The 22,709-nt window shown below is 63.8% G+C and carries 20 protein-coding genes; 5 read left to right on the plus strand and 15 right to left on the minus strand.

Annotation, left to right across the window (positions count from 1 at the left end; genetic code table 11):
• Window positions 1-27: 27 nt before the first annotated feature.
• Both IB279_RS21485 and IB279_RS21490 read right to left on the minus strand, forming a co-directional pair.
• Window positions 28-1,164: a Gfo/Idh/MocA family protein gene (locus tag IB279_RS21485; protein ID WP_082566321.1), complete on the minus strand. Its 1,137-nt coding sequence runs from the start codon at window positions 1,162-1,164 to the stop codon at window positions 28-30.
• Between the two features lie 12 nt (window positions 1,165-1,176).
• The gene (locus IB279_RS21490; protein WP_112772285.1) at window positions 1,177-3,429 is read right to left on the minus strand and encodes a glycoside hydrolase family 9 protein; all 2,253 of its coding nucleotides are present in this window, start codon (window positions 3,427-3,429) and stop codon (window positions 1,177-1,179) included.
• A 264-nt stretch (window positions 3,430-3,693) separates the two neighbouring features.
• On the opposite strand from IB279_RS21490, the gene IB279_RS21495 reads away from it, so the two are divergent.
• Both IB279_RS21495 and ade read left to right on the plus strand, forming a co-directional pair.
• Complete coding sequence (locus IB279_RS21495) at window positions 3,694-5,019, plus strand: aspartate aminotransferase family protein (RefSeq protein ID WP_112772286.1); 1,326 nt, start codon at window positions 3,694-3,696, stop codon at window positions 5,017-5,019.
• Between the two features lie 128 nt (window positions 5,020-5,147).
• Window positions 5,148-6,845: an adenine deaminase gene (gene ade / locus IB279_RS21500; protein ID WP_112772287.1), complete on the plus strand. Its 1,698-nt coding sequence runs from the start codon at window positions 5,148-5,150 to the stop codon at window positions 6,843-6,845.
• 13 nt (window positions 6,846-6,858) lie between these two features.
• On the opposite strand, the gene aac(6') is transcribed toward ade, so the two are convergent.
• Window positions 6,859-7,323 (minus strand): aminoglycoside 6'-N-acetyltransferase, encoded by a 465-nt coding sequence (aac(6'), locus tag IB279_RS21505; RefSeq protein ID WP_060609302.1) that lies wholly within the window; start codon window positions 7,321-7,323, stop codon window positions 6,859-6,861.
• Entirely contained in the window at window positions 7,323-8,954 is a 1,632-nt protein-coding gene (locus IB279_RS21510; protein ID WP_112772288.1) for an alpha-glucosidase family protein, read from the minus strand. The genes aac(6') and IB279_RS21510 overlap by 1 nt, the downstream gene beginning before the upstream one ends.
• Window positions 8,955-9,128: 174 nt before the next feature.
• Between IB279_RS21510 and IB279_RS21515 the strand changes: the two genes are divergently transcribed.
• Window positions 9,129-10,046, plus strand: coding sequence for a sugar kinase (locus IB279_RS21515; protein ID WP_090298387.1), 918 nt, complete (start codon window positions 9,129-9,131; stop codon window positions 10,044-10,046).
• Window positions 10,047-10,124: 78 nt separating this feature from the next.
• On the opposite strand, the gene der is transcribed toward IB279_RS21515, so the two are convergent.
• From der to IB279_RS21540, 5 genes are all read right to left on the minus strand, one after another.
• A complete protein-coding gene (gene der / locus IB279_RS21520) occupies window positions 10,125-11,555 on the minus strand; it encodes a ribosome biogenesis GTPase Der (protein ID WP_112772289.1) in 1,431 nt (476 codons plus the stop codon).
• A complete protein-coding gene (locus tag IB279_RS21525; protein WP_112772290.1) occupies window positions 11,552-11,863 on the minus strand; it encodes a hypothetical protein in 312 nt (103 codons plus the stop codon). The genes der and IB279_RS21525 overlap by 4 nt, the downstream gene beginning before the upstream one ends.
• Window positions 11,864-11,920: 57 nt before the next feature.
• Entirely contained in the window at window positions 11,921-12,589 is a 669-nt protein-coding gene (locus tag IB279_RS21530) for a tetratricopeptide repeat protein (RefSeq protein WP_034788954.1), read from the minus strand.
• A gap of 285 nt (window positions 12,590-12,874) precedes the next feature.
• Window positions 12,875-13,462, minus strand: a complete 588-nt coding sequence (locus IB279_RS21535; protein ID WP_112772291.1) for an NnrU family protein — start codon at window positions 13,460-13,462, stop codon at window positions 12,875-12,877.
• A 33-nt stretch (window positions 13,463-13,495) separates the two neighbouring features.
• Window positions 13,496-13,687, minus strand: coding sequence for a hypothetical protein (locus IB279_RS21540; protein ID WP_060581700.1), 192 nt, complete (start codon window positions 13,685-13,687; stop codon window positions 13,496-13,498).
• Between IB279_RS21540 and IB279_RS21545 the strand changes: the two genes are divergently transcribed.
• Window positions 13,686-14,693, plus strand: coding sequence for a polysaccharide deacetylase (locus tag IB279_RS21545; protein WP_112772292.1), 1,008 nt, complete (start codon window positions 13,686-13,688; stop codon window positions 14,691-14,693). The two genes, IB279_RS21540 and IB279_RS21545, sit on opposite strands and share 2 nt — an antisense overlap.
• 21 nt (window positions 14,694-14,714) lie before the next feature.
• Here the strand turns inward: IB279_RS21545 and sbmA are convergent, their stop codons facing one another.
• The 5 genes from sbmA to IB279_RS21570 form a co-directional block, all read right to left on the minus strand.
• Window positions 14,715-15,974, minus strand: coding sequence for a peptide antibiotic transporter SbmA (sbmA, locus tag IB279_RS21550; protein WP_060609315.1), 1,260 nt, complete (start codon window positions 15,972-15,974; stop codon window positions 14,715-14,717).
• A 154-nt stretch (window positions 15,975-16,128) separates the two neighbouring features.
• Complete coding sequence (locus IB279_RS21555; protein ID WP_181529574.1) at window positions 16,129-17,328, minus strand: MFS transporter; 1,200 nt, start codon at window positions 17,326-17,328, stop codon at window positions 16,129-16,131.
• 213 nt (window positions 17,329-17,541) lie between these two features.
• Window positions 17,542-18,291 carry a type I methionyl aminopeptidase gene (map, locus tag IB279_RS21560; RefSeq protein ID WP_034788960.1) on the minus strand — a complete coding sequence of 250 codons (750 nt, stop codon included), beginning with the start codon at window positions 18,289-18,291 and terminating at the stop codon, window positions 17,542-17,544.
• 101 nt (window positions 18,292-18,392) lie between these two features.
• A complete protein-coding gene (locus tag IB279_RS21565) occupies window positions 18,393-19,451 on the minus strand; it encodes an LLM class flavin-dependent oxidoreductase (protein WP_192339794.1) in 1,059 nt (352 codons plus the stop codon).
• 106 nt (window positions 19,452-19,557) lie between these two features.
• A complete protein-coding gene (locus IB279_RS21570) occupies window positions 19,558-20,253 on the minus strand; it encodes a TetR/AcrR family transcriptional regulator (protein WP_112772294.1) in 696 nt (231 codons plus the stop codon).
• Between the two features lie 197 nt (window positions 20,254-20,450).
• Here IB279_RS21570 and IB279_RS21575 point away from each other — a divergent pair, with 197 nt between their 5' ends.
• The gene (locus IB279_RS21575) at window positions 20,451-20,939 is read left to right on the plus strand and encodes a RidA family protein (protein ID WP_034788969.1); all 489 of its coding nucleotides are present in this window, start codon (window positions 20,451-20,453) and stop codon (window positions 20,937-20,939) included.
• A gap of 95 nt (window positions 20,940-21,034) precedes the next feature.
• Here IB279_RS21575 and glpK read toward each other — a convergent pair whose 3' ends face one another.
• Window positions 21,035-22,522, minus strand: a complete 1,488-nt coding sequence (gene glpK / locus IB279_RS21580; RefSeq protein ID WP_112772295.1) for a glycerol kinase GlpK — start codon at window positions 22,520-22,522, stop codon at window positions 21,035-21,037.
• Between the last annotated feature and the right edge of the window lie 187 nt (window positions 22,523-22,709).

Below are 22,709 nucleotides of genomic sequence, written 5' to 3' on the forward strand. Positions count from 1 at the left end.
ACGCAAAACGTGGCCGACGCTGCGCCTCTAGAGGTCGAGCGGACGGTAGTCCCGCCAGCCGCCGTTGAGTGCCAACACCACCTCCGTCAGATGTCGCGCGGTCGCGCCGGAGAAGAACGGTGTTTCACCGCCTTTGAGCGCCTGCGCCTGCACGGCAATGCCGCGCACGAAATCGATCTGCGACGGAAAGGCCGGAAGCGCACTTGCCGATGGCGCCGTCGGATAGCGCATCTTGGTTCCGGGATAGAGCCGAAGCGGAAGCTTGCGGCCGAGTTTCCACTCCAGCCAGTCGAGCCCGCGATGCAGGAGCGGCCGCTTCGCCCCGAAGATCTCCAGATGGATCGGCGAGCGATTGTCCCAAAGATCGCGAACGGCGATCATGCCCTTTTCGCCGATGATCGTCAGCGAGCGGTCGCGCGGCGCCGCCAGGCCGCAGGTGACCCGCGCCGTCAGGCCGGAGCGGAACGTCAGGCAACCCACGGAAAAATCGGGCCCGAGCGCCAGCGTCTCGGTTCCCGGCCCCTTGTCCGGAAAGGTCAGCGCCGAGACGGCACTGACTTCGGCGACCGGGCCGAAGAGCGAGACAAGCCAGCTTGCTGCATAACCCGCATGTTCGAGCGTGCAGCCGACCTCGAACTCATGCACGCCCGGCCAGCGGGCGCCCGAGCGGCTGCGCCAGGCGCGCCAGTTGGCCTTGAACACCGGACCATCTTCCATCTCGGCATAAACAAGCCGCGGCGTGCCAATGGCACCGTCCGCAAGCAGACGGGCGCAGAGCGCCTGCGCGTCGCTGAGCCCATTGGCCGGTGCACCGGCCAGAACAAGCCCCTTGGCCCTTGCCAGGTCGACGAGTTCGCTCGCCTGCTCCACCGTCATCGCCAGGGGCTTTTCGCAATAGACGTGCTTTCCGGCCGAAAGCGCCCGGAAATTTACGGTATAGTGGCTCTCCGGCGTCGTCAGATTGACGACGATCGACACCGCGGGATCGGCAAGCACGGCGTCGAGCGAGGCGTAGGGCGAAACCTTCCAGTAGCGTGCGAACGCGTCGAGGCGCTCGGCATCGCGGTCCCAGACGCCGGTGAGCCGCAGCTCCGGATGGTTGGCAAGCGTCGTCATGTAATAGTCGGCGACGAAGCCGGTTCCGACAAAGGCAATCCCGGTCACGCTTTCAGTCTCCTATCGCGCGTCGGCCAGGAACGACGCGACGTAAACGAGCGGCGCATTCCAGTTGATGGCGATTTCGTTGGACCCATAGGCTTCGATATCGTCGACATAGCAGGTTTGCGGCGCGCAACCGCGCAGCCGCTCCCTGGCGATGTCGTCGACAAAGGTCGAGTTCGGACCGCCGGCAAGCGAACCGACGGGCGGATTTGGCAGCTGCGGATCGCGCTGACGGGCATACCAGCGGCTGTGCTGGTTCTGCGGCGAGCGGCTGCCATAGCCGGTTATGTAGGAAAGCCCCATCGCATTGCGCCCGAGGATGTAGTCCATGCCCTCGCGCGCGCCGTCAAGAAAGACCCTGTCGCCGGAGAGATCGTAGGCGGCCGACAGCACGACGATGTTCTGCAGCATCAACTGGTTCGATCCCCAGTCGTAGCGGCGCTCGTTCGGCCGGTAGACGATACCGAATGGCTCCGCCTGTTGCAGCGACAGCAGGTGCTGAGCGCTCGTGAGCACCGAATTGCGGATCGTTTCCTGATCGACCGCCGGCAACGCCCTGCCATAAAGGGCGAGTTGCAGCCGCGCGAAGCCGGCAACGTCGCGCCAGTTGAAAGCGCCGCCGGGCGAAAACATATCCGCTTCCCAGAGCGGCGAGGCCCGCAGGGTCTTGAGATATTCGCCGTTGCCGGTCGTCAGATAAAGCTCGGTCGCCGCCCAGAAAAGCTCGTCGGAAATGCTGTCGTCGTCGTAGTCGCCGCCGCCGCCGAACCCATCGGACTTGGGGGCAAGGAGCGCCGGATTGGCATTCGCCGCCACCCACGCCTTGCGCGCCGCCGAAAGCAGCCGCGCGGAAAATGTCGGGTTATGCTCGGCAAAGAGCCTCGCGCCCTGGGCAGCCACCGCCGCAACATCGAGCGTCGCCGCGGTCGAGGGGCGGTAAAGCGCGCGCGGCTGCGGGTCGTCGCCCGGCAGCATCGGTGCGGCGGTCCAGGCCGTATCGTGGATCTTGTGGTGCACCATGCCGGCGAGCGGCTCGCCGTCCAGGACCATCATCCGCAGCAGGAACTCCAGCTCCCAGCGCGCCTCGTCGAGAATATCCGGAAGGCCATTGCCGTTTTCCGGAATACGCGACAGCCCATCGCGCGTCACCGCCGATTTGGGCGCAAACGTCAGGCCGCGTTCGTAGGCGGCAAGCAGTTGCGCAGCAGCCAGCGCTCCGGTCACCGCATATTTGCCGTGGTCGCCCGCGTCATACCAGCCGCCGGTGACGTCCAGTTGGTAGGAACAGGACCAGCCGCCGTAGTGCGCCTCGGCCTGCGCGCCGCCAAGGCACGGAACCGCCTTGTCGCCCTGGTTCGGCGCGACGCCGACATGGCCGGCCGATCGGGCATAGGCCTTGCCGGCGATCGCCCCCCTTATCTCGATCCCGCTTCTTTGCGGGTAGAACCAGGATAGCGCATCGACCCGCAACCGCGTGTAGAGATCCTCGCCGATCGAAAAGCGGTCGCTTGCCCAGTCGCCGGACACCAGTCGATAGCCGTCGCCCGGCGTCTTGAACGCTGAGAAGTCCGCAACCTGCGTCTCGACCCCGGCCGTCGGATCGAAACCGTGGGGCTGCGTCTTGCCCTTGCCGACGATCCTGTCCGCAGAATCCAACAGTTGAAAATCGATGGGTTGTTTCGCATCGGCGACGAAGGTCGCCCGCTTCGGGCCATCCGTCAGGTAGCCGAGCTGGTTGACGCGAATGGCCGGCCCTTCGGCCGCCCGCCGCGCCGCCGGCGAGGAAGCCCCGGTCGCCACCAGCGAGACGTCGTCGAGGCAGACACGGCCGCCCTCGCCGCCGCCAAGCGGAAAAACGAGCTGCGCTTCGTCCGGCTCCTGCCCCGCGAACTCCGCCGAAAAAAGGCTGCCCTCCGGCGTGCCTTCCATCGTGAATTCGTCCACCATGGTCCAGGGATCGGCGGCGCGCTGCACCCTTGCCTGGACGCTGCGCGCCGGCTCGGCGATCACCCTCATCGACAAACGGTAGATGCGACCGGGCTCGAGCTTCAAGCCATTGGTGCCGATGAGTTGGCTCCAGGCTTCACCGCCCCGTGCAGCCTCGACGCAAAGCCGGCCGTTCTCGCGCGCGAACGCCAGCCCGTCGCTCGCCCAGAACGTGTCCTGTCTTTTGTCAAAGTGGCCGTCAGCAATCAGTTCGGCGCCCCTTGCCAGGCCCGGCAGGAAGAGCGCGGCAATCGCCGCGTGTGCTATCCCGAACCTCGACACGTTTCCAACTCCGAACTCGCCGGCCACTCAAAAAGCGCCACGGAGCCGACAAGCCATGGCAGCAGAGCGTTGCCGCAAACAAGTTAAGCTTGAGAAAAGATCCGGCGGCGCGGCGAAATTTCGCTGTCGCCAAGACCCGTCGCGACCTGTCTGGCGGACCGGTGCGAGGCTTGACGCGCCTCGGCGCCCTGATAGTTTGACCAAAGGGTAAAAATTTGGGCGGCAGCACCGCCCGGACGACAAGAGAGACCGAGGAGAACTGGAATGTCGAACCGCCTTAACACGCCGAACGACCTGCGTGCTTTCTGGATGCCGTTCACTGCGAACCGGCAGTTCAAGAAGGAACCGCGCCTCTTCGTCGGCGCCAAGGACATGCACTACACGACCCATGACGGCCGCACGGTACTGGACGGCACGGCGGGTCTGTGGTGCGTCAACGCCGGCCATTGTCGCCCGAAGATCACCGAGGCGATCCGTGAGCAGGCGGGCGAGCTCGACTATGCGCCGGCCTTCCAGCTCGGCCACCCCAAGGCCTTCGAACTGGCAAACCGCCTGGTCGACATCGCGCCCGAGGGCATGAACCACGTTCTCTACACCAACTCTGGCTCGGAATCGGTAGACACCGCGCTGAAGGTGGCACTCGCCTATCACCGCGCCAAGGGCGACGGCTCGCGCTTCCGCCTGATTGGTCGCGAGCGCGGCTATCACGGCGTCAACTTCGGCGGCATTTCGGTCGGCGGCATCGTCTCCAACCGCAAGATGTTCGGCACGCTTCTGACCGGCGTCGACCATATGCCGCACACCCACTTGCCGGCCCAGAATGGCTTCACCCGCGGCGAGCCCGAGCATGGCGGCGATATCGCGACCGAACTCGAGCGTATCGTTACGCTGCATGACGCCTCGACCATCGCAGCCGTCATCGTCGAACCGGTGGCCGGCTCCACCGGCGTGCTGATCCCGCCGAAGGGCTACCTGCAGAAACTGCGCGAGATCTGCACCAAGCACGGCATCCTGCTGATTTTCGATGAAGTGATCACCGGATTCGGCCGCCTCGGCACGCCGTTTGCCGCGCAGTATTTCGACGTGAAGCCGGATATCATCACGACCGCAAAGGGTCTCACGAACGGCGTCATCCCGATGGGTGCGGTCTTCGTCACCTCCGAGATCCATGATGCCTTCATGAATGGCCCGGAGCACATGATCGAGTTCTTCCACGGCTACACCTATTCGGGCAACCCGATCGCCTCGGCCGCCGCCCTCAGCACGCTCGATACCTACAAGGAAGAGGGCCTCTTGACCCGCGCCGCCGAGTTGGCGCCCTATTGGGAAGAGGGCCTGCACTCGCTGAAGGACTGCCCGCATGTCATCGACATCCGCAATCTCGGCCTGATCGGCGCGATCGAGCTGCAGCCGATCGCCGGCGAGCCGACAAAGCGCGCTTTCTCCGCCTTCCTCAAGGCCTATGAGAGCGGCCTCTTGATCCGCACCACCGGCGACATCATTGCGCTGTCACCGCCGCTGATCATCAGCAAGGCAGAAATCGACGAGCTGTTCGGCAAGCTGCGCGCCGTTCTCAACAGCAATATCTAAGCAGGCCTCGTCGAGACTGTCAGAACCCTTTCCCCGGCAACGGGGGAAGGGTTACTCTTATCCGCAACAATGAAGCCAAGCGTCGTCCCGCCGAGACATCCGGGGCGCGTATAAGAAGGAGTTGCCTCATGTCCGAAGCGCTGGAACGCTATATCGATCAGGGCGTCGGACGCGAGCCGGCTGACATCGTCTTGAAGGGCGGGCAGTTCTTCGATCTCGTCACTGGCGAACTGGTCGCCTCCGACATCGCGATCTCCGGCGACCGCATCGTCGGCACCTTCGGCAGCTACGAGGGGCGCGAGGAAATCGACATCACCGGCCGCATCGTCGTGCCCGGGTTCATCGACACCCATCTGCACATCGAATCCTCGCTGGTCACCCCGCACGAGTTCGACCGCTGCGTTCTGCCGCTCGGCATCACCACGGTCGTCTGCGATCCGCACGAGATCGCCAACGTGCTCGGCACCGAGGGCATCGAGTATTTCCTGGATTCGGCACTCGAAACGATCATGGACATCCGCGTCCAGCTCTCCTCCTGCGTGCCGGCGACGCATCTGGAAACGTCGGGCGCCGACCTGCCGATCGAACGTCTCCTGCCCTTCCGCCACCATCCGAAAGTCATTGGCCTTGCCGAGTTCATGAACTTTCCGGGTGTTGTGCACAAGGACCCGGTCTGCCTCGCCAAGCTCGATGCCTTCCAGGGCGCCCATATCGACGGCCACGCACCGCTGCTTTCAGGCAAGGACCTGAACGGCTATCTCGCAGCCGGTATCCGCACCGATCATGAATGCACCAGCGCTGAAGAAGCCATGGAGAAGATCCGCAAGGGCATGCACATCCTCGTGCGAGAGGGCTCGGTCTCCAAGGACCTGCATGCGCTGATGCCCATCATCACCGAGCGGCTGTCGCCGCACCTGGCGCTCTGCACCGACGACCGCAACCCGCTCGACATCGCCGAACAGGGTCACCTCGACCACATGATCCGCACGGCGATATCCGCCGGCGTCGAGCCGCTGGCGATCTACCGCGCCGCCTCGATCTCGGCCGCCCGCGCCTTCGGGCTGCGCGACCGCGGCCTGGTCGCGCCCGGCTGGCGCGCCGATCTCGTGGTCATCGACAGCCTGGAAAACTGCAAGGCCGAAACGGTGTTCTCCGGTGGCCGCCGCGTCACCGACGCGCTCTTTGCCACCCGCAATCCGGTCGCGCCCGTTGGGCTCGACAGCGTCAAGGCCGGCCAAGTCCATGCCAGCGCCTTCGGCATTCCGGTCGCAGACGGCGACACCTCGGTCATCGGCGTTCTGCCCGGCAAGATCATCACCGAGCACCGCCGCTACCGCCTGCCGGCGGTCGGCAACCAGACCGGCGTCGATCTCGGCCGCGACATCATCAAGGTCGCCGTCATCGAACGCCACGGCGTCAACGGCAACCATGCCAATGGCTTCGTGCAGGGGTTCGGGCTGAAGAAGGGCGCGATCGCCTCGACCGTCGGCCATGACAGCCACAACATCTGCGTCGTCGGCGTCAACGACGAGGACATGGCGATCGCCGCCAACCGGCTCGGCGAGATCAAGGGCGGTTTCGTCGTCGTCGAGGACGGCAAGGTGACCGGCGAGATCGCGCTTCCGGTCGCAGGCCTGATGAGCCTCGAGCCCTATGAGAGCGTCCGTGACACGCTACACGACCTGCGCCACGCCGCCTTCGCGCTCGGCGCAACGCTGGAGGAGCCGTTCCTGCAGCTCGCCTTCCTGCCGCTGCCGGTCATCCCGCATCTGAAGATCTCGGATCGCGGGCTGGTCGATGCCGATAAGTTCATGCTGATCGGGTGATTGGCGGCGGCACTCAGTTGTCGGCTACGGCGGGCGCCAGTTCCTTGCGGAAATAGACGACGCGCTCCGTCTCCTCAAAACCAAGCGCCATGTGCAGGCTTTGGCTCCTCAGATTGTCGGTCGCCGTGTCGGAGGCGAGTTCCTGGCAGCCCCGGCTTGTCGCCCAGCGTTCAACCGCGGTGATCAGGGCGCGCGCCACGCCGCGACGGCGGTAGGCGGGCAAGACGTAAATGCCTTCGAGGAAGCCGACGGGCGAGGTCTCGCAGCCGTTAACGTAATCGTGGCGGATCGACGCTTCAGCGAAACCGGCAGCGACGCCGGCTTCGTCCTCGCAAAGGAACGAAGCGTAGCGGTCGCCCTCCGCGAGACAGGATTCGACCTCGGCGCGATGATCCGCCGCCGGCGTATCCGGCCAGAGCGCCAGACGCATCTCGACCCAGCGGCCGATGGTTTCGCCATCCATCAACAATACGCGCATCAGAACTTCCCTGAGAAGGCCGACAGTCCGGCAACCCTGATGCTACCGGCTTCAAGCCGTGCCGGATATCCGGGCAATTCCAGGGGCTCAACCGCCGACGGCGCCAAAAACTCCAGCGGTTCCCGGGTGAGATTGAAGACGAAGAGCAGCCGCTCGCCGTCTTTCTCGCGAACAAAGGCCAGGAGATCGCTGTTCGTGTCGAGGAACCGCATCGTGCCATCGCTGAGTGCCGGCTGCGATCGGCGGAAGGCGAGCGTCGCGCGATAGTGATCGAGCACCGTGTCCCCGGTTTGCTGGGCGTCGACCGAAAGCCGCCGATGGTCCTCGGGCACCGGCAGCCACGGCTTGCCGGCGGTAAAGCCGGCATTGGCCGCTGCCTGCTCCCAGACCATGGGCGTGCGGCACCCGTCGCGGCCCTTGTAGGAGGGCCAGAAGCGGATGCCATAGGGATCGCGCAGGTCCTCGAAGGCAAGCTCCGCCTCCGGAAGCCCCAGCTCCTCGCCCTGATAGAGGCAGATAGAGCCACGCAGGCTCGAAAGCAGCGTGATCGCCAGCTTCGCCACCGTCTCGCGTTCGGCCTCGCTGCGCGCAAACCGGCTGACATGGCGCGTCACGTCGTGGTTGGAAAAGGCCCAGCAGACCCAGCCGTCGGTCACCGCCTTCTGGAAGTTCTCGACGCAGCGGCGGATATGGGTCGCGGTAAAGTCCGGCCCCAGGAGGTCAAAGGTATAGCACATGTTGAGCTTGTCGCCGCCGCTGGTATAGGCGGCCACGGTCTTCAGCGAGCGGGCGCCGTCGCCTACCTCGCCGACGGTCATGCGGCCTTCGTAGCGATCAAGCAACGCCCGGAACCGCGCGAGGAAGGCGATGTTTTCCGGCTGGCTCTTGTCGTGGAGATGGTCCTGCATGCCGTAGGGGTTCACGTCGGGCGCATCGTTGCTGGTGGCATCCGGATCCGGCACGAGCGGCGGGTTGTCCCGCAAGTGCTTGTCGTGGAAGTAGAAGTTGACCGTGTCGAGACGGAAGCCGTCGACCCCGCGATCGAGCCAGAAGCGGGCAGCATCGAGCACCGCGTCCTGAACTTCGGGATTGTGAAAGTTGAGGTCCGGCTGCGAGCCTAAGAAATTGTGCATGTAATATTGCTTGCGCACCCCGTCCCATTCCCAGGCCGGTCCGCCGAAGATCGACAGCCAGTTGTTGGGCGCTGTGCCGTCCGGCTTAGGATCGGCCCAGACATACCAGTCCGCCTTCCCGTTCGTTCGGCTGGAGCGGCTCTCGACAAACCAGGGATGGCGATCGGCGGTGTGGGAGATCACCTGGTCGATGATCACTTTCAGGCCAAGACGATGGGCCTCGCCAAGCATCTCGTCGAAATCGGCGAGTGTTCCGAACATCGGATCGACGTCGCAGTAATCCGAAACGTCGTAGCCCATGTCGGCCTGCGGCGAGGTGAAGAACGGCGACAGCCAGATCGCATCGACGCCGAGCGAGGCGATGTGCGGCAGCCTGCGGGTGACACCCTTGAGATCGCCGATGCCGTCGTCGTCGGTATCCTGGAACGAGCGCGGATAGACCTGATAGATCACCGCACCGCGCCACCAATCGTCACCCGATACCTGCCGAGACGCCATGTAAGCCCCCTGAAGACGGTCTGTCGCGCAAAGGTGTAGCGTTGCCCGGCGCCGGAGTAAACGCCATTCACCGCCACGCACGGATCGCCACCAAACAGCCGGAAACTATCTCTTGCCGAGAACGATCGAGACCCTTATCCCGTCTCAGACGAAATCTTGTGAGGAGGAAAGTCGTTGGCCGGAAAGATGCTTGCGATCGGAGAGTGCATGGTCGAGCTCATGCAGGCGGAAGGCGGGCTCTTGCGCAAAGGCTATGCCGGCGACACGTTCAACGCCGCCTATTATGCGCGGCTCTTCATGCCTGCTGATTGGACCGTCGCCTATTGCTCCGCCGTCGGCACCGACACGGTTTCCGACGAGATGCTGGCCTTCATGGCGGAAAAAGCGATCGACACCTCGGCCGTCCGCCGCATCGAGAACCGCTCGGCAGGCCTCTATATGATCCATCTGAAGGACGGCGAGCGCAGCTTCTCCTACTGGCGCTCGCACTCGGCTGCCAAGCTGCTTGCCGACGACGCCGAGCACCTCCGACGCGCGATCGAAAGCTCCGACCTCATCCTCTTCTCCGGCATCACGCTGGCGATCCTTGCGCCCGATGCCGTAGAAACGCTGCTGTCGGAGCTGCGCCGCGCCAAGGCTGCCGGCAAGACGGTGGTCTTCGACCCGAACATTCGCCCGCGTCTCTGGGACGATGCCGAGCGCATGCGCCGCACGCTGACCGACGGTGCCCGCGCCGCGACCCTGGTGATGCCGAGCTTCGACGACGAGATGACCCATTTCGGCGATGCTTCGATCGACGCGACGATTGCCCGTTACAAGAGCCTGGGCGCCACCAACCTCGTCGTCAAGGATGGCGAGAAGGGTGTGACGCTCGCCTTCGGCGATGCCCCGGTTGAGCATGTGCCGGCGACCCCGGTCGAGCGCGTCGTCGATACGACCAGTGCCGGCGACAGCTTCAACGGCGCCTTCGTCTCCCGCTTGGTGGCGGGCGACAAGCCAGCCCAGGCCGCCACCTTTGCGGCAAGCGTCGCTGCCGGCGTCATCGGCCATCACGGCGCGCTCGTGGCGCGGGAGAAGCTGCCTGCCGCGTGAGCGGCGGGGTCACTTTTCAGGAACTTTAGGAAGGATGCAGACGGAAAGCCTGTTTGGTTTTCCGCTCCCTCTTTATCTTTAGCGACGCTTCTTCGCCTTGGACTCGTACGGGTTGTCGCCCGAACGGAAGTGCATGCGGATCGGCACGCCCGGCAGATCGAAATCGTTACGCAGGCCGTTGATAAGGTAGCGCACGTAGGACTCCGGCAGTGCGTCCGGCCGCGTGCAGGAGATCATGAAGCCCGGCGGGCGCGCCTTCACCTGGGTCATGTACTTGAGCTTGAGCCGGCGACCGGAAACGGCTGGTGGCGGATGCTGAATCGTCTGCGATTCCAGCCAGCGGTTGAGCCGCGCGGTGGAGATGCGGCGGTTCCAGGTCTTGTCCGTCTCGATGATCGCCTGCATCAGCCGGTCGAGGCCGTAGCCGGTGTGACCGGAAATCGGCACGGCACGGATGCCGCGGGCCTGCGGCAGCAGCCGCTCGGTCTTTTCGCGAAGATCGGCAAGCACCGCCTGCCAGTCCTCGACGAGGTCCCACTTGTTGAAGGCGAGAACGGCCGCCCGGCCTTCGCGCAGCACGAGGTCGACGATCTGCAGATCCTGCTTCTCGAAAGGGATGGTCGCGTCGAAGACGATGACCACCGTTTCGGCAAAGCGGATGGCGCGCAGCGCGTCTGCGACCGAGAGCTTCTCGAGCTTCTCCTGCACCTTCGCCTTGCGGCGCATGCCGGCGGTGTCGAACATCTTGATGGTCCGGCCACGCCAGTCCCATTCCACGGAAATGGAATCGCGGGTGATACCGGCTTCCGGACCCGTCAGCAGCCGGTCTTCGCCGAGGAAGCGGTTGATCAGCGTCGACTTGCCGGCATTCGGACGGCCGACGATCGCCACGCGAAGCGGCTTGGTCTCGTCATAGGCGGTCTCCACCTCTTCGTCTTCACCGTCGTCCTTGAACGTGGGGCGCAGATCGATATCGGTTTCGGCCACGTCGTCTTCCGGCGGGTAGGCCCGTTCTTCGCCGATCGCAGCGACGATCGCGTCGCGCAGATCGAGCATGCCCTGGCCGTGTTCGGCCGAGATCGGGCACGGCTCGCCGAGGCCGAGCGTGAAGGCATCGTAGAAGCCGCCGTCGGAGCCGCGCGCCTCAGACTTGTTGGCGACCAGCACCACCGGCTTGCCGCGCCGGCGCAGCATTTCGGCAAGCGTCTCGTCGGCCGGCGTCAGGCCGCCCTTGGCGTCGACCAGGAACAGCGAAAGATCCGCCTCGTCGATCGCGGCCTCGGTCTGCGCCCACATGCGTCCCTGCAGGGTTTCCGGACCCGATTGCTCGAGACCGGCCGTGTCGATGATGCGGAAGCGCAGGTCGATGAGCTTGGCATCGCCCGGGCGACGGTCGCGGGTGACCCCCGGCGTATCGTCGACGAGCGCCAGCTTCTTGCCGACCAGACGGTTGAACAAGGTGGACTTGCCGACATTGGGACGCCCGACGATGGCGACGGTGAAGCTCATGGATCTATCCGTTTCCGCTTGGAGCGCGAAAGCCCATTGGCCAGGTCGCGCTCAAATCTTGTTTTCTGCCGCATCCAGGCGGCGCCGGTTCCACCGGGAACCGTTGCGATTGTTTCAGACAATTCCAGATGCTGGAACTGCTGCCTGTCTTTCGCAGTTCCGAACGCAAAACCGCTTAAGCACTTTTGCTGGAACTGCTTGCTTTGCCTCTCGCAGTTCCGGACGCAAAACCGCTTAAGCACTTTTGCTGAAACTGCTTTAAACGCTTTAGCGCACAATCCCAAGGTCGAGACCGACATTGGGATCATGCGCTGATTCGAAAGGGTCTTTCACCCTGTGCCCTTCCGGTGGGATGGGCTGTCGTCTTAGGCCTTGCCGCTCGCGGCGATCACGTCGAGCAGCATCTGGGCGCGACCGGTGACGTTGCGCGGGCTCTGCGCATCGTCGACGATCTGCTGGAACCAGGTCTTCGCCTTGGCGTAGTCGCCGGACTTGTAGGCAGCGAGACCAAGGGCTTCACGCGCCGAGTGGCGCATGTTGTTCTGCGGCGTAGCAAGCTGCTCGACCTCGGCCGAAACCTGGTCGTAACCGCCGGTATCGACGAGCAGGTAGGCTGCACGCAGACGCGCTGCCTCCTGGATAGCTGCCGGGACGCTGCTGTCCTTGCCGATAGCGGAGAAGGCCTTGGCAGCCGCCTCTGTCTCGCCCTTCTGCGCCTGCAGCGTGGCAGCGCGCAGACGCGCCAGCACCGGATAGGCGCCGTAGCCGTCCTTCTCCAGCGTGTTCAAGGCGGCGAGCGCCTCGTCCGTCTTGTTTTCCTTGGCGAGGTTCAACGCCTGCAGGAACGCATCGCCCGACTTCGAGGAGGCGCCATCCTGCCAGTAATCGAAGCCGACCTTGCCGATGGTGCCGAGTACGATAAGCACGGCGATGGCCACGATGACGCCGCCGAAGCGGGCCCAGATGCTCTTCATCTGGTCGGAACGCAGTTCCTCATTGACCTCGCGGATAAAGCTGTCGTCTTGGTTCGCCATCTATTGCCCCGGCCTTGCCTGCACACTGGCCCGTCGCGCCAACGGTCATATGACGATCGGCGAAACGGACACTCTCAAACTGTTCGAGCATGCACGAGGGGTCCTTGCCGCACCCGCCGCACTCTCATGGATTTTGCGCCTTCTACCCGATTTTGCGGCGCTTGTAAGGGGGCCGACGCGATTTAGAGCGCCTATGGCCGACACGAGGCCGACTCCGTCGCTCTAAATTTTCTGTTACTGCAATTCCGGACGCAAAACCGCGGTGCACTTTTGCTGGAAATTGCATCAGCCCATGACGACCGGTGCAACGCCGATCAACCATTCGTGCAGCTTCCAGATGAAGAGCACGTAGGCGACAAGCCCGATGATGATGGCGAGCACGTCGTTGGAGGCCGATTTGAACACCGGCAGTACGCGTTCGCCTGCCCGCTCGCGGCGTTTCAGCGAGATGCGCAGGATCACCGCCCAGGCGAGAAACGAGCCGAACAGCAGGACGGAGGACGTCTCACCATTGGCGAGCAGATGCGCAAGTGCCCAGACCTTGATCGAAAGCACCTGAGGATGCTTGACCGCAACCGCGATGCGCCCGGCCGGGAGGAAGCCGGCAGCAAGGAAGATGAAGGCAAAAAGCATCAGAAGCAGTGCGATGTGGCGCATGAATACGGGCGGATCGTAGAGCATGCCCGTTTCGCTGCGGGCCTGGCCGAAGCCATAGATGATCAGACAGAGGCCGATGAGGCTGAGGATTGCATAGATCCCCATCCAGGTGCCCTTGCCGCGGCGCTCGATGACGCCGGCGCGGAAACCGGGCGCGACGACGCGGATGAGATGCAGGCCGAGAAAAAGAATGATGCCGAGAACGAGTATCGCCATGGGGCCACCGCTTTGTTCGAGTATCGGGCAAACTCAGCGCCGCGCGTCGGAAAAGACGGGAGCTGGCCGCTGAAGCGTGTTGATTTCCAGTGTATTCGGTTCCCGGACCGATTCCGCCCAGGTTGCTATGGAGTAGCCTTGATAGCGCGTTTTTTCCAGACCGATCAAAGGATTGCCGCATTTTCGAACCATTTGCGACAAAACCAAAACAGTGCAGTTGATCATGATCCGTATTCCGCTTGCCCTCTCGCTCGCCCTTCTTCCCGCTCTTGCCAGGGCCGAGCCGGCGTCGCCGGCCACCGCGCCCGCCGGTGACAGGCAGCTGGTGATCGTCTCGTTCGACGGCGCGCATGACAACGCGCTATGGGAAAAAAGCCTGGCGATGGCCAAGCGCACCGGTGCGCATTTCACCTATTTCCTCTCCTGCACCTTTCTGATGACCCGGGCGGACGGCAAGACGCTCTACAAGCCGCCGGGCCAGAAGGCAGGCCGCTCGAATGTCGGCTTCGCGCAGAGCCGTGAAGAGATCGCGGCCCGCGTCGGCCACATCTGGCAGGCCCATCTCGACGGCCACGACATCGCCAGCCACGCCTGCGGCCACTTCGACGGCAAGGGCTGGAGCAAAGCCGACTGGCAAAGCGAGTTTTCGACCTTCAACGCGGCGCTCAAGGACGCCTGGAAGAAGGCGGACAAGCCCGAGGCCGAGCCGGCCGGCTGGGCCGAATTCGCCGCAACCGGGATCAAGGGATTCCGCGCCCCCTATCTGTCGCTGAGCGACGGCCTGCTGCCGGCACTCAAGGCGAACAACTTCACCTATGACGCAAGCCTGGTGACCAAGGGTCCGGGCTGGCCGACGACAAAGGATGGCCTGCCGCGTTTCGGACTGCCGCTGATCCCCGAAGGGCCGTCGCAGCGCCCTGTCATCGGCATGGACTACAATCTCTTCGTCCGCCACTCCATGGGTGTGGAGAACAAGAAGGACAGCGCCCGCTTCGAGGAGCGCACCTACGAGGCCTACAGGAAAGCCTTCGACCGGGAATATGCGGGCGACCGCATCCCGCTGCAGCTCGGCTTCCATTTCGTCGAAATGAACGGCGGCGCCTACTGGCGCGCGCTCGATCGGCTGTTGGGCGAAGTCTGCGGCAAGCCCGACGTCGCCTGCGTCAGCTACGCCCAGGCGCGGCCGCTGATCGAGCAGGCAAAAAAGAAGGCGGGTCGAACCGCCTTCTGATTGCTATGCGTTCGGCCAAGCTCAGGCCAGTTCCTCTTCACCACCGACCTCGATGAACTTCTGATCGATATGCGGTAGCGGCTCTTCGTCGATCGTCGCCTCGAACGCGCGCAGGCGCTTGTAGATCGACAGGAGCTCGACGATCGTCGGCCAGGAAGATACCAGATACTGGAACGACGAGGTGACCTGGCCGAAGGCGCCGGAGATTTGGTTCAGCGCGCCAAGCGTGATCTTACCGGCAATAATCGACGGCGCCAGGATCAGCAGCGAAAAGATATTGTTGATCTGCAGGTAGAAGATGCGGGCGATGTTGAAATAGAGATAGTGGAAGTACAGCCGGAAATAGTTGCGGCGCACGTTCTCGAAAAGGTCGGCAACGGTCGTCGGCTGGGCGCGATCGGCGTGATCTTCGCCATAGACCAGTTCCTTGCGGTAGGCCGCCTCGACGCGCTGGTTGCGGAACTCAAGCCCCGGCAATTTGATGCCGACGACAGCCAGGAACACGGTGCCGAACAGCGACCAGAGCACCGCGGCGGTGACCAGCGGATAGGGAATGGCGCCGACGATCGGCAGTTCGGTGACGTTTGCGGACAGCCGGATCAACACCGGCGTAAACGCGATCAGAGTCATCACGCTGTCAATCAGGCTGACGCCGAGACCTTCCACGGTCGTGGAAAAGCGCATCGTGTCTTCCTGCACACGCTGCGAGGCACCTTCGATATGGCGCAGCTTGCCCCAATGGGCCATGTAGTACTCGTTCATCGCGGTGCGCCACCGGAAGATATAGTGGCTAACGAAGAAGCGCGTCATGACGGCCACGGCCACGGCGACGAGCGCGATCGCGAGGAAGGTGGCGATTTCGCCGTAGAACTCCTCCGCGGTGACGACCTTTGACTTGGAAACCGCCGCCTGGATCAGGTCCCAGAACGGCCCATACCAGTTGTTGATCGCGACGCTGACCTGCACCTGAAAATAGGTGACGAACAGAATGAGGGCGGATCCGAGGATCGACCAATTCTGCCAGCGATGCGGTGAGTAGACGTACCAGAACGCCGCAAATAACCCCGTGACCAGCGCGAAATAGATGTAGAACCAGAGGAAGGCCGGAGACCAGAAGGCGGAAATGCCGACGATCGGCGGCGCGTCGGACGGCAAAGGCGGCATGCCGAAGACTGCGCCCAGTTGCTCGCCTTCCCCATACCAGAAGGCGATGGCAACCAGCGACCAGACGACAAAGGAAATGAAGAAGAGCTTCGGCTTCGGAAAGAAGGATAGGAACAAGTGCGGCACTCTCGTTTCGGTGGAGACGAACAACTCGCCTCCCGAAGCGCCGAAACTAGGGCAAAGCGCCGTCGTCAACAATCGGGTAATGTAAACGTTACTGTTATTTCATCCAGGCGCGCGCCGGTGCCGGAGGGTCTTTTTTCGCCGCTGCTCAGGCCCTCAATGCCTGTGAAATCCGCTTCAGCTCGACGACGATGACCCCACCGCACAGGAAAAGAACGGCAGCCGCGATCAAGGTTGGTGCGGCGAAGCTGCCGGTGCGCTCCGCAAGCCAGCCGGCGACCAGCGGACCGACGATTTGCCCAATACCGAAAGCAGCCGTCATCAACGCAAGCGCCTTGCGCGGGCTCTCGGGCGCCAGCTTCCGGCCGATCTGCAGGCCATAGGCAGTGATCATCATGAAGGTTGCGCCGAGCATCAGGCCGCCGGCAAGCGGCGCATAGGGCAAAGGCAGGCTGACCGTCAGCACCAGCCCGACCGCCTCGACCAGAAGGCCGATCGCGTAGACACCGGCAAGACCGAAGCGCGGCACGGCAAAGCGCCAGAGATAGACGGAGAGCGCTGCGGCAAGCCCCGTTAGCAGCCAGGCGAGAAATTCGATGCTGTGGCCGCCGCTCGGATCGCGCGCCATGGTGACGAGGAACGTGGCGGTGATCACATAGCCGAAGCCGAAGAGCGCATAGGTGAACGTCACTACGGTCAGCGGCCGCGTCCAGCGCAGCGGCTTTTCGCGCATCGGACCGGAACCGGACGACGGAACGCCGGGAAGAAGTGCGGCAACGACGATCGTCCCGACCAATCCGACCAGCGCGCCGGTAAACCAGTCGCCCATGGAGGTCGTCAGGCCGGCGCGACCCGCGATCGGGTTCGCCCATACGCAAAGCGATGAAAACGCGATGCCGAGGCCGACGCCGCCAAAGTGGACGGCCGGCACGTGTTCCGAGCGCGCGAGCACGCCATGGCCGAGCACGATGCCGGAGATGAAGATCATCGCAAAGGCGCTGGCAAGGCCGGCGAGGAAACGGATCAGCGCCAGCACGACGACGGAGGACGAGAGGCCCATGGCCGCCAGCAGAGCCGTCGTGGCGACGAGCGACAGCAGACCGATCCGCCGCTCGTGCCCATGGGCCCAGCCATAGGCCGCAAGAATGGCGCCGGCGAGATAGCCGACGAAATTGGCCGAGGCGATGAGCCCGGCATCACCCGGCGACAGGCCGAGATCCACCATCATCGCCGGCAGGATCGGCGTATAGGAGAAGCGCCCGAAGCCCATGGCAACAGCCATGGCGATGGCACCGGCGGTTGCCGTGGCGGAGATGTTGGTCTGCAGCGGTCTGTCGAGCGTGGTCATATCATTTTATTGCGCCGCAACACGACGCACGACAAACGACAATAATTGAAGGATCTATTGAAGAAATCGAACGATCGGCGATTTCAAATGCTTAGACCAATCGCCGGAAGGTGAGGTGCACCACATCACGGCGGCAGATCATGCACCGCGGCGATGGAGCAAAAAATCGTCTGGAGGACGACGGAGGCTGCAGGCCGCCGCCGTATTCCCGGTTCAGCCCGGTAGTGTCACCACCAGCGGCCCGCCACGGGTGACGACAACTGTGTGCTCATACTGCACCGTCGGCGCGCGCGGGTCGCTGTAGAGCGTCCAGTCGTCGTTGCCGCCCTCGGCCCATTGCGCGCCCATCGACAGGAAGGGTTCGACGGTGAAGACCATGCCGTCGGTCATCCGGCGACGTTCGCGCGGATCCGGCCAGGTTGCGATCTCGGTCGGCTCCTCGTGCAGCGATCGGCCGATGCCGTGGCTGGCGAGATTGGTGACAAGCGAATAGCGGTTCTTGCGGGCGAAGTCGCCGATCGCGTTGCCGATGGCAGCCAGCGGCTGGTCGGGGCGCACCTGCTTGAGGCCCACCCACATCGCCCGCTTGCCATCGCGGCAGAGCCGGTCGATCGCGGCCGTGACCGGCGGTACCGGGAACGAGGCGCCGGTATCGGCAAAGATGCCGTCCTTTTCGGCCGAGACGTCGATGTTGACGAGATCGCCGGCCTTGATCACGCGGTTGCCGGGAATGCCGTGGGCGATTTCCTCGTTGACGCTGATGCATGTGGCACCAGGAAACTGGTAGCAGAGTTCGGGCGCCGAGCGTGCGCCGGCCTCTTCCAGTACCTTGCGGCCGATCGCATCCAGCTCCGCCGTGGTGATGCCGGGCTCAAGCGCCTCGCCCATCGTCTGCAGCGCATTGGCACAGATGCGGCCGATTTCCTTCAGCCGCAGCAGGTCTTCTTCGTTGTTGAGGGTCATCCGTGTCTCGCTTTCGCGCTCACATGTAGCGTGTCGCAACGCGTTATACCAGCGTCGAGCGGGACTACCGGAGCCGGGCCCCAACCCCGGTCGTCGAATGGTCAGACGGACGCCGCCGTTGCTGCCTTTTCCTCGGCCAACGCGTGGCGCACGAGCGGCGCCACCTTGGTGCCGTAGAGTTCGATGCCGCGCATGATCTGGTCGTGCGGCATCGGCCCGATCGCCATCTGCAACAGGAAGCGGTCGTTGCGGAAGAGCTTCCAGTTCTCGACGATCTTAGCGGCCACCGTTTCCGGATCACCGAGGAAGAGGTTGCCGGAGGGGCTGCGCGCCTGGTCGAAATGCGCCCGGTTGGTTGGTCCCCAGCCGCGCTCGCGGCCGATGCGGTTCATCACTTCCGCCTGCGGCCCGTAGAACTGGTCGGCGGCAAGATCGGTCGTATCGGCGATGAAGCCGTGCACGTTGATGCTGGTTTTCAGCTTTGCCGGATCCTGACCGGCGCGGCGCGCGGCCTCGCGGTAGAGGTCGAAGAGCGGCGCAAACCGGCGTGGCTCGCCGCCGATGATCGCAAGCGCCACCGGCAGGCCGAGCGCGCCGGCGCGCGCTACCGATTGCGGCGTGCCGCCAACGGCGATCCAGAGCGGCAGCACCTCCTGCAGCGGCCGCGGATAGACGCCGCGATCATGGATCGCCGGCCGCATCTCGCCGGCCCACGAGACCTTTTCGCTTTCGCGCAGCGTCATCAGGAGGTCGAGCTTTTCGGCAAAGAGCTGGTCGTAGTCATCGAGCGACTGGCCGAAGAGCGGGAAGGATTCGATGAACGACCCGCGACCGGCCATGATCTCGGCGCGGCCGCCCGAGATCAGATCAAGTGTCGAGAATTGCTGGAAGACGCGTACGGGATCGTCCGAGCTCAAGACCGTGACGGCACTGGTCAGCCGGATATTCTTCGTTTTTGCCGCTGCGGCCGCGAGGATAACCGCCGGCGCGGAGGCCGCGTAGTCAGGCCGATGGTGTTCGCCGAGCCCGAAAACATCGAGGCCAACCTGATCTGCAAGCTCGATTTCCTCGAGAAGGTTCCTGAGGCGACGCTGGCCCTCCCTGCCCTTGTGATCCGCGTTCGGATCGACATCCGCAAATGTGTAAAGCCCGAGTTCCATGAGGTTTGTCCTTTTTCTGTTTGCACAACAGATAGTTGGCGCACACATGAGCAGCAAATGCGCATCCGGGAAACGCTGTGTTTCCCGGATGCATACGAACGAAACCTTACCCTCTCGGTAGACCGTCAAGCAGGACGTCGAGGCCCTTCCGGAACGTGCCATCCCAATCGCTGTCCAGGAGCAGGCGCGTGCGCTCGATCGTCGGATAGCGTTCGCTGAGCGCCGAGAGGCGCTTCTGTCCGGCAGCCTGGTCGGCGTGCGAAAGCGCGAAGCTCGCCCGGGTGACGGTGGCGCCGAGCACGTAGTTCCAGAGCGACCAGATCGCGACATTCATGTCCGCGTCGGCAACGCCGGCTCTCGACAGCACCTCGCTCATGGTTTCCAGGCGGCCGAGTACATTCGCGCCGAGCGCCCGGCGCGGCAGCAGCGACGCCGACCAGGGATGGCGCAGCATGATTGCGCGCCAGTCTTCGAGCATGTGAACCACATCCCTGCGCCAGTCCTCGGGCTCGATCCTTTGCGGGAGGGCGCGATAGGCAAACACCGCATCGAGCGCCAGGTCGAAGACCTCCTCCTTGTTGGCGACATGCCAATAGAGGCTCATGACGCCCGCACCGAGACGGTCGGCGAGACGGCGCATCTTCAAGCCGTCGATACCCTCGGCGTCCAGCAATTCGACCGCGGTCGCCACGATGCGCTCCAGAGACAGGGACGGCTCGCCGCCCGGCTTCTTCCCGGCCTGGGCTGCCGACTCTACCCGCTGGGAGCGTTTGCCCTGCCCGCCGTTCCCTTTCGCCGCCATGCGTCTTCCTTGCTGATTGGAGGTGTCGATTTACGCCGACAACGCGCCGGATGTCGATCCTGAACGATTGACTCGTACGGCGTACGATGTAAATGAGTCGTACGCCGTACGAGTCAATAGCAAGAGCGTCGGCGAAAGGTCAAACCTGCAGGCCTGCAAGCGGCATCGCGCGCAGACCTCGGAGACGAGAGAACACCATGTCACGCGCAATCAGACATCTCATGATCGGAGGACTCATCATCATGACTACGGGCGTTTCCACGGCGGCCACAGCGAGCGAGCAGGCGGCCAAGCTGACGGTCGTCAACCCCAAGAACCTCTACGACCCGACGCCGCATGGCTATAGCACCGCGGTGATCGTGCCTGCCGGGGCACGGGTGGCCTACATTTCAGGACAGGGCGGCCAGGATAGCACCGGCGGCCTGTCTCCCGACTTCGCGGTTCAGGTCAAGCAGGCCTATGCCAATCTGGGCGCAGCGCTCGAGGGGCTCGGCGCAAGGCCGGACCAGGTCGCCAAGCTCACCATCTTCGTGGTCGACCACGACATGTCCAAGCTCGAGGTCCTGACCGGCAGCGTCAAGGAAATGTTCGGCGCGACGCTGCCGGCGCAGACACTGGTACCCGTGCCCAAGCTGGCGGTCGACGGCATGCTGTTCGAGGTGGAAGCGGTCGCTGTCATCGACTGACGGCGGCCCGGTTTGCGGCACCGCCCGTCGGCCCGGAAGGCAGAGTATGGTCGGGAGAAACGGACGCGCGGCGAAAATCGCCGCTCGCCCGGCTCTTAGCTCAGCGTCCTTTTGACCGCGTTGCGCCAACCCTTGAACTTGGCCTTACGCGTCTTTTCGTCCATGGCGGGCTCGAAGCGGCGGTCGCGTGCCCAGGACTTGGCAAAGTCTTCCTGCTTCGGCCAGACGCCGGCGCGGCTGCCGGCAAGCAAGGCGACGCCGAGCGCGGTCGTTTCCAGGATGACGGGCCGATCGACCGGCGCGTCGAGCAGGTCGGAAAGCCGCTGCATCGTCCAGTCGGAGGCAACCATGCCGCCGTCGACGCGCAGAACCGTCTCCTTGCCGTTGCTGCGCCAGTCCTTGTGCATCGCCTCAAGCAAGTCGCGCGTCTGGTAACAGACGGCTTCGAGTGCCGCGCGGGCAAACTCCGCCGGACCGGTGTTGCGGGTCATGCCGAAGATCGCGCCGCGCGCGTCCGGATCCCAATGCGGCGCGCCGAGCCCGGTGAAGGCCGGCACGAGATAGACGTCCTGCGTCGGATCGGCGCTTGCGGCAAGCGTCCCGGTATCGGGCGCAGCCTTGATCACCTTCAGCCCGTCGCGCAGCCATTGCACCGCAGCACCCGCGACGAAGATCGAGCCTTCGAGCGCATAGGTGGTTTCGCCATCAAGCTTGTAGGCAATGGTGGTGAGCAACCGGTTCTTCGAACGCACCATGTCCTTGCCGGTGTTGAGCAGTGCGAAGCAGCCGGTGCCATAGGTGGATTTCAACATGCCCGGCTTGAAGCAGGCCTGGCCGATGGTCGCCGCCTGCTGGTCGCCGGCAACGCCGAGGATCGGGATCGCCGCGCCGAAAAGTGCGGTATCGGTAACGCCGAAATCGGCGGCGCAATCCTTGACCTCGGGCAGCATGGCGCGCGGCACCTTGAGGATCTTCAGAAGCTCGTCGTCCCAGGCATTTTCGGCGATGTTATAGAGCAGCGTGCGCGAGGCGTTGGTCGCGTCGGTCACGAAGGATTTGCCGCCGGTCAGCCGCCAGATGAGGAAGGTATCGATGGTGCCGAAGCAGAGTTCGCCCTTGGCGGCGCGGGCCTGCGCCCTGTCGATGTTGTTCAGCAGCCAGTTGAGCTTGGTGCCGGAGAAATAGGGATCGAGCAGCAGGCCCGTCTTCCGGGTGAAGGTCTTTTCCAGCCCCTGCTTCTTCAGCCGATCACAATAGGAGGCGGTGCGACGGTCCTGCCAGACAATCGCGTTGTGAATGGGATTGCCGGTCTCGCGATCCCAGACGACGACGGTTTCGCGCTGGTTGGTGATGCCGATCGCCGAAAGGTCGCCGGCCTTGATGCCGGCCTTGGCGATAGCGTCCTCAACCGTCGAAAGCACCGTCTGCCAGATTTCCTCGGGATCGTGTTCGACCCACCCGGATTTCGGAAAATACTGCTTGAATTCCTTGTGGCTGGCCCCGGCGATCTGCTGCTGACCGTCGAAGATGATCGCCCGGCTCGAGGTCGTACCCTGATCGATCGCGAGAATATATCCGCCCATATGCCCCTCCCCGGCCACACGCATGTTTGTTCACCCGGCCTTGAAGGCGGGATCTCATTTCGAAAACTTCAATACGATGGCAAAACGAATGTCAAACGAAAACAAAACGCAACCGTCGACTTCGCCATTCCCCTCCTCAACTCTGCGGTCCGCAACCCAAAAACACAATTGTCAGCGCCGGCGTTTT

The sequence above is a fragment of the Ensifer sp. ENS06 genome (genome assembly GCF_014852205.1).
In the GTDB taxonomy this organism is placed as follows: Bacteria; Pseudomonadota; Alphaproteobacteria; order Rhizobiales; family Rhizobiaceae; genus Ensifer; species Ensifer adhaerens.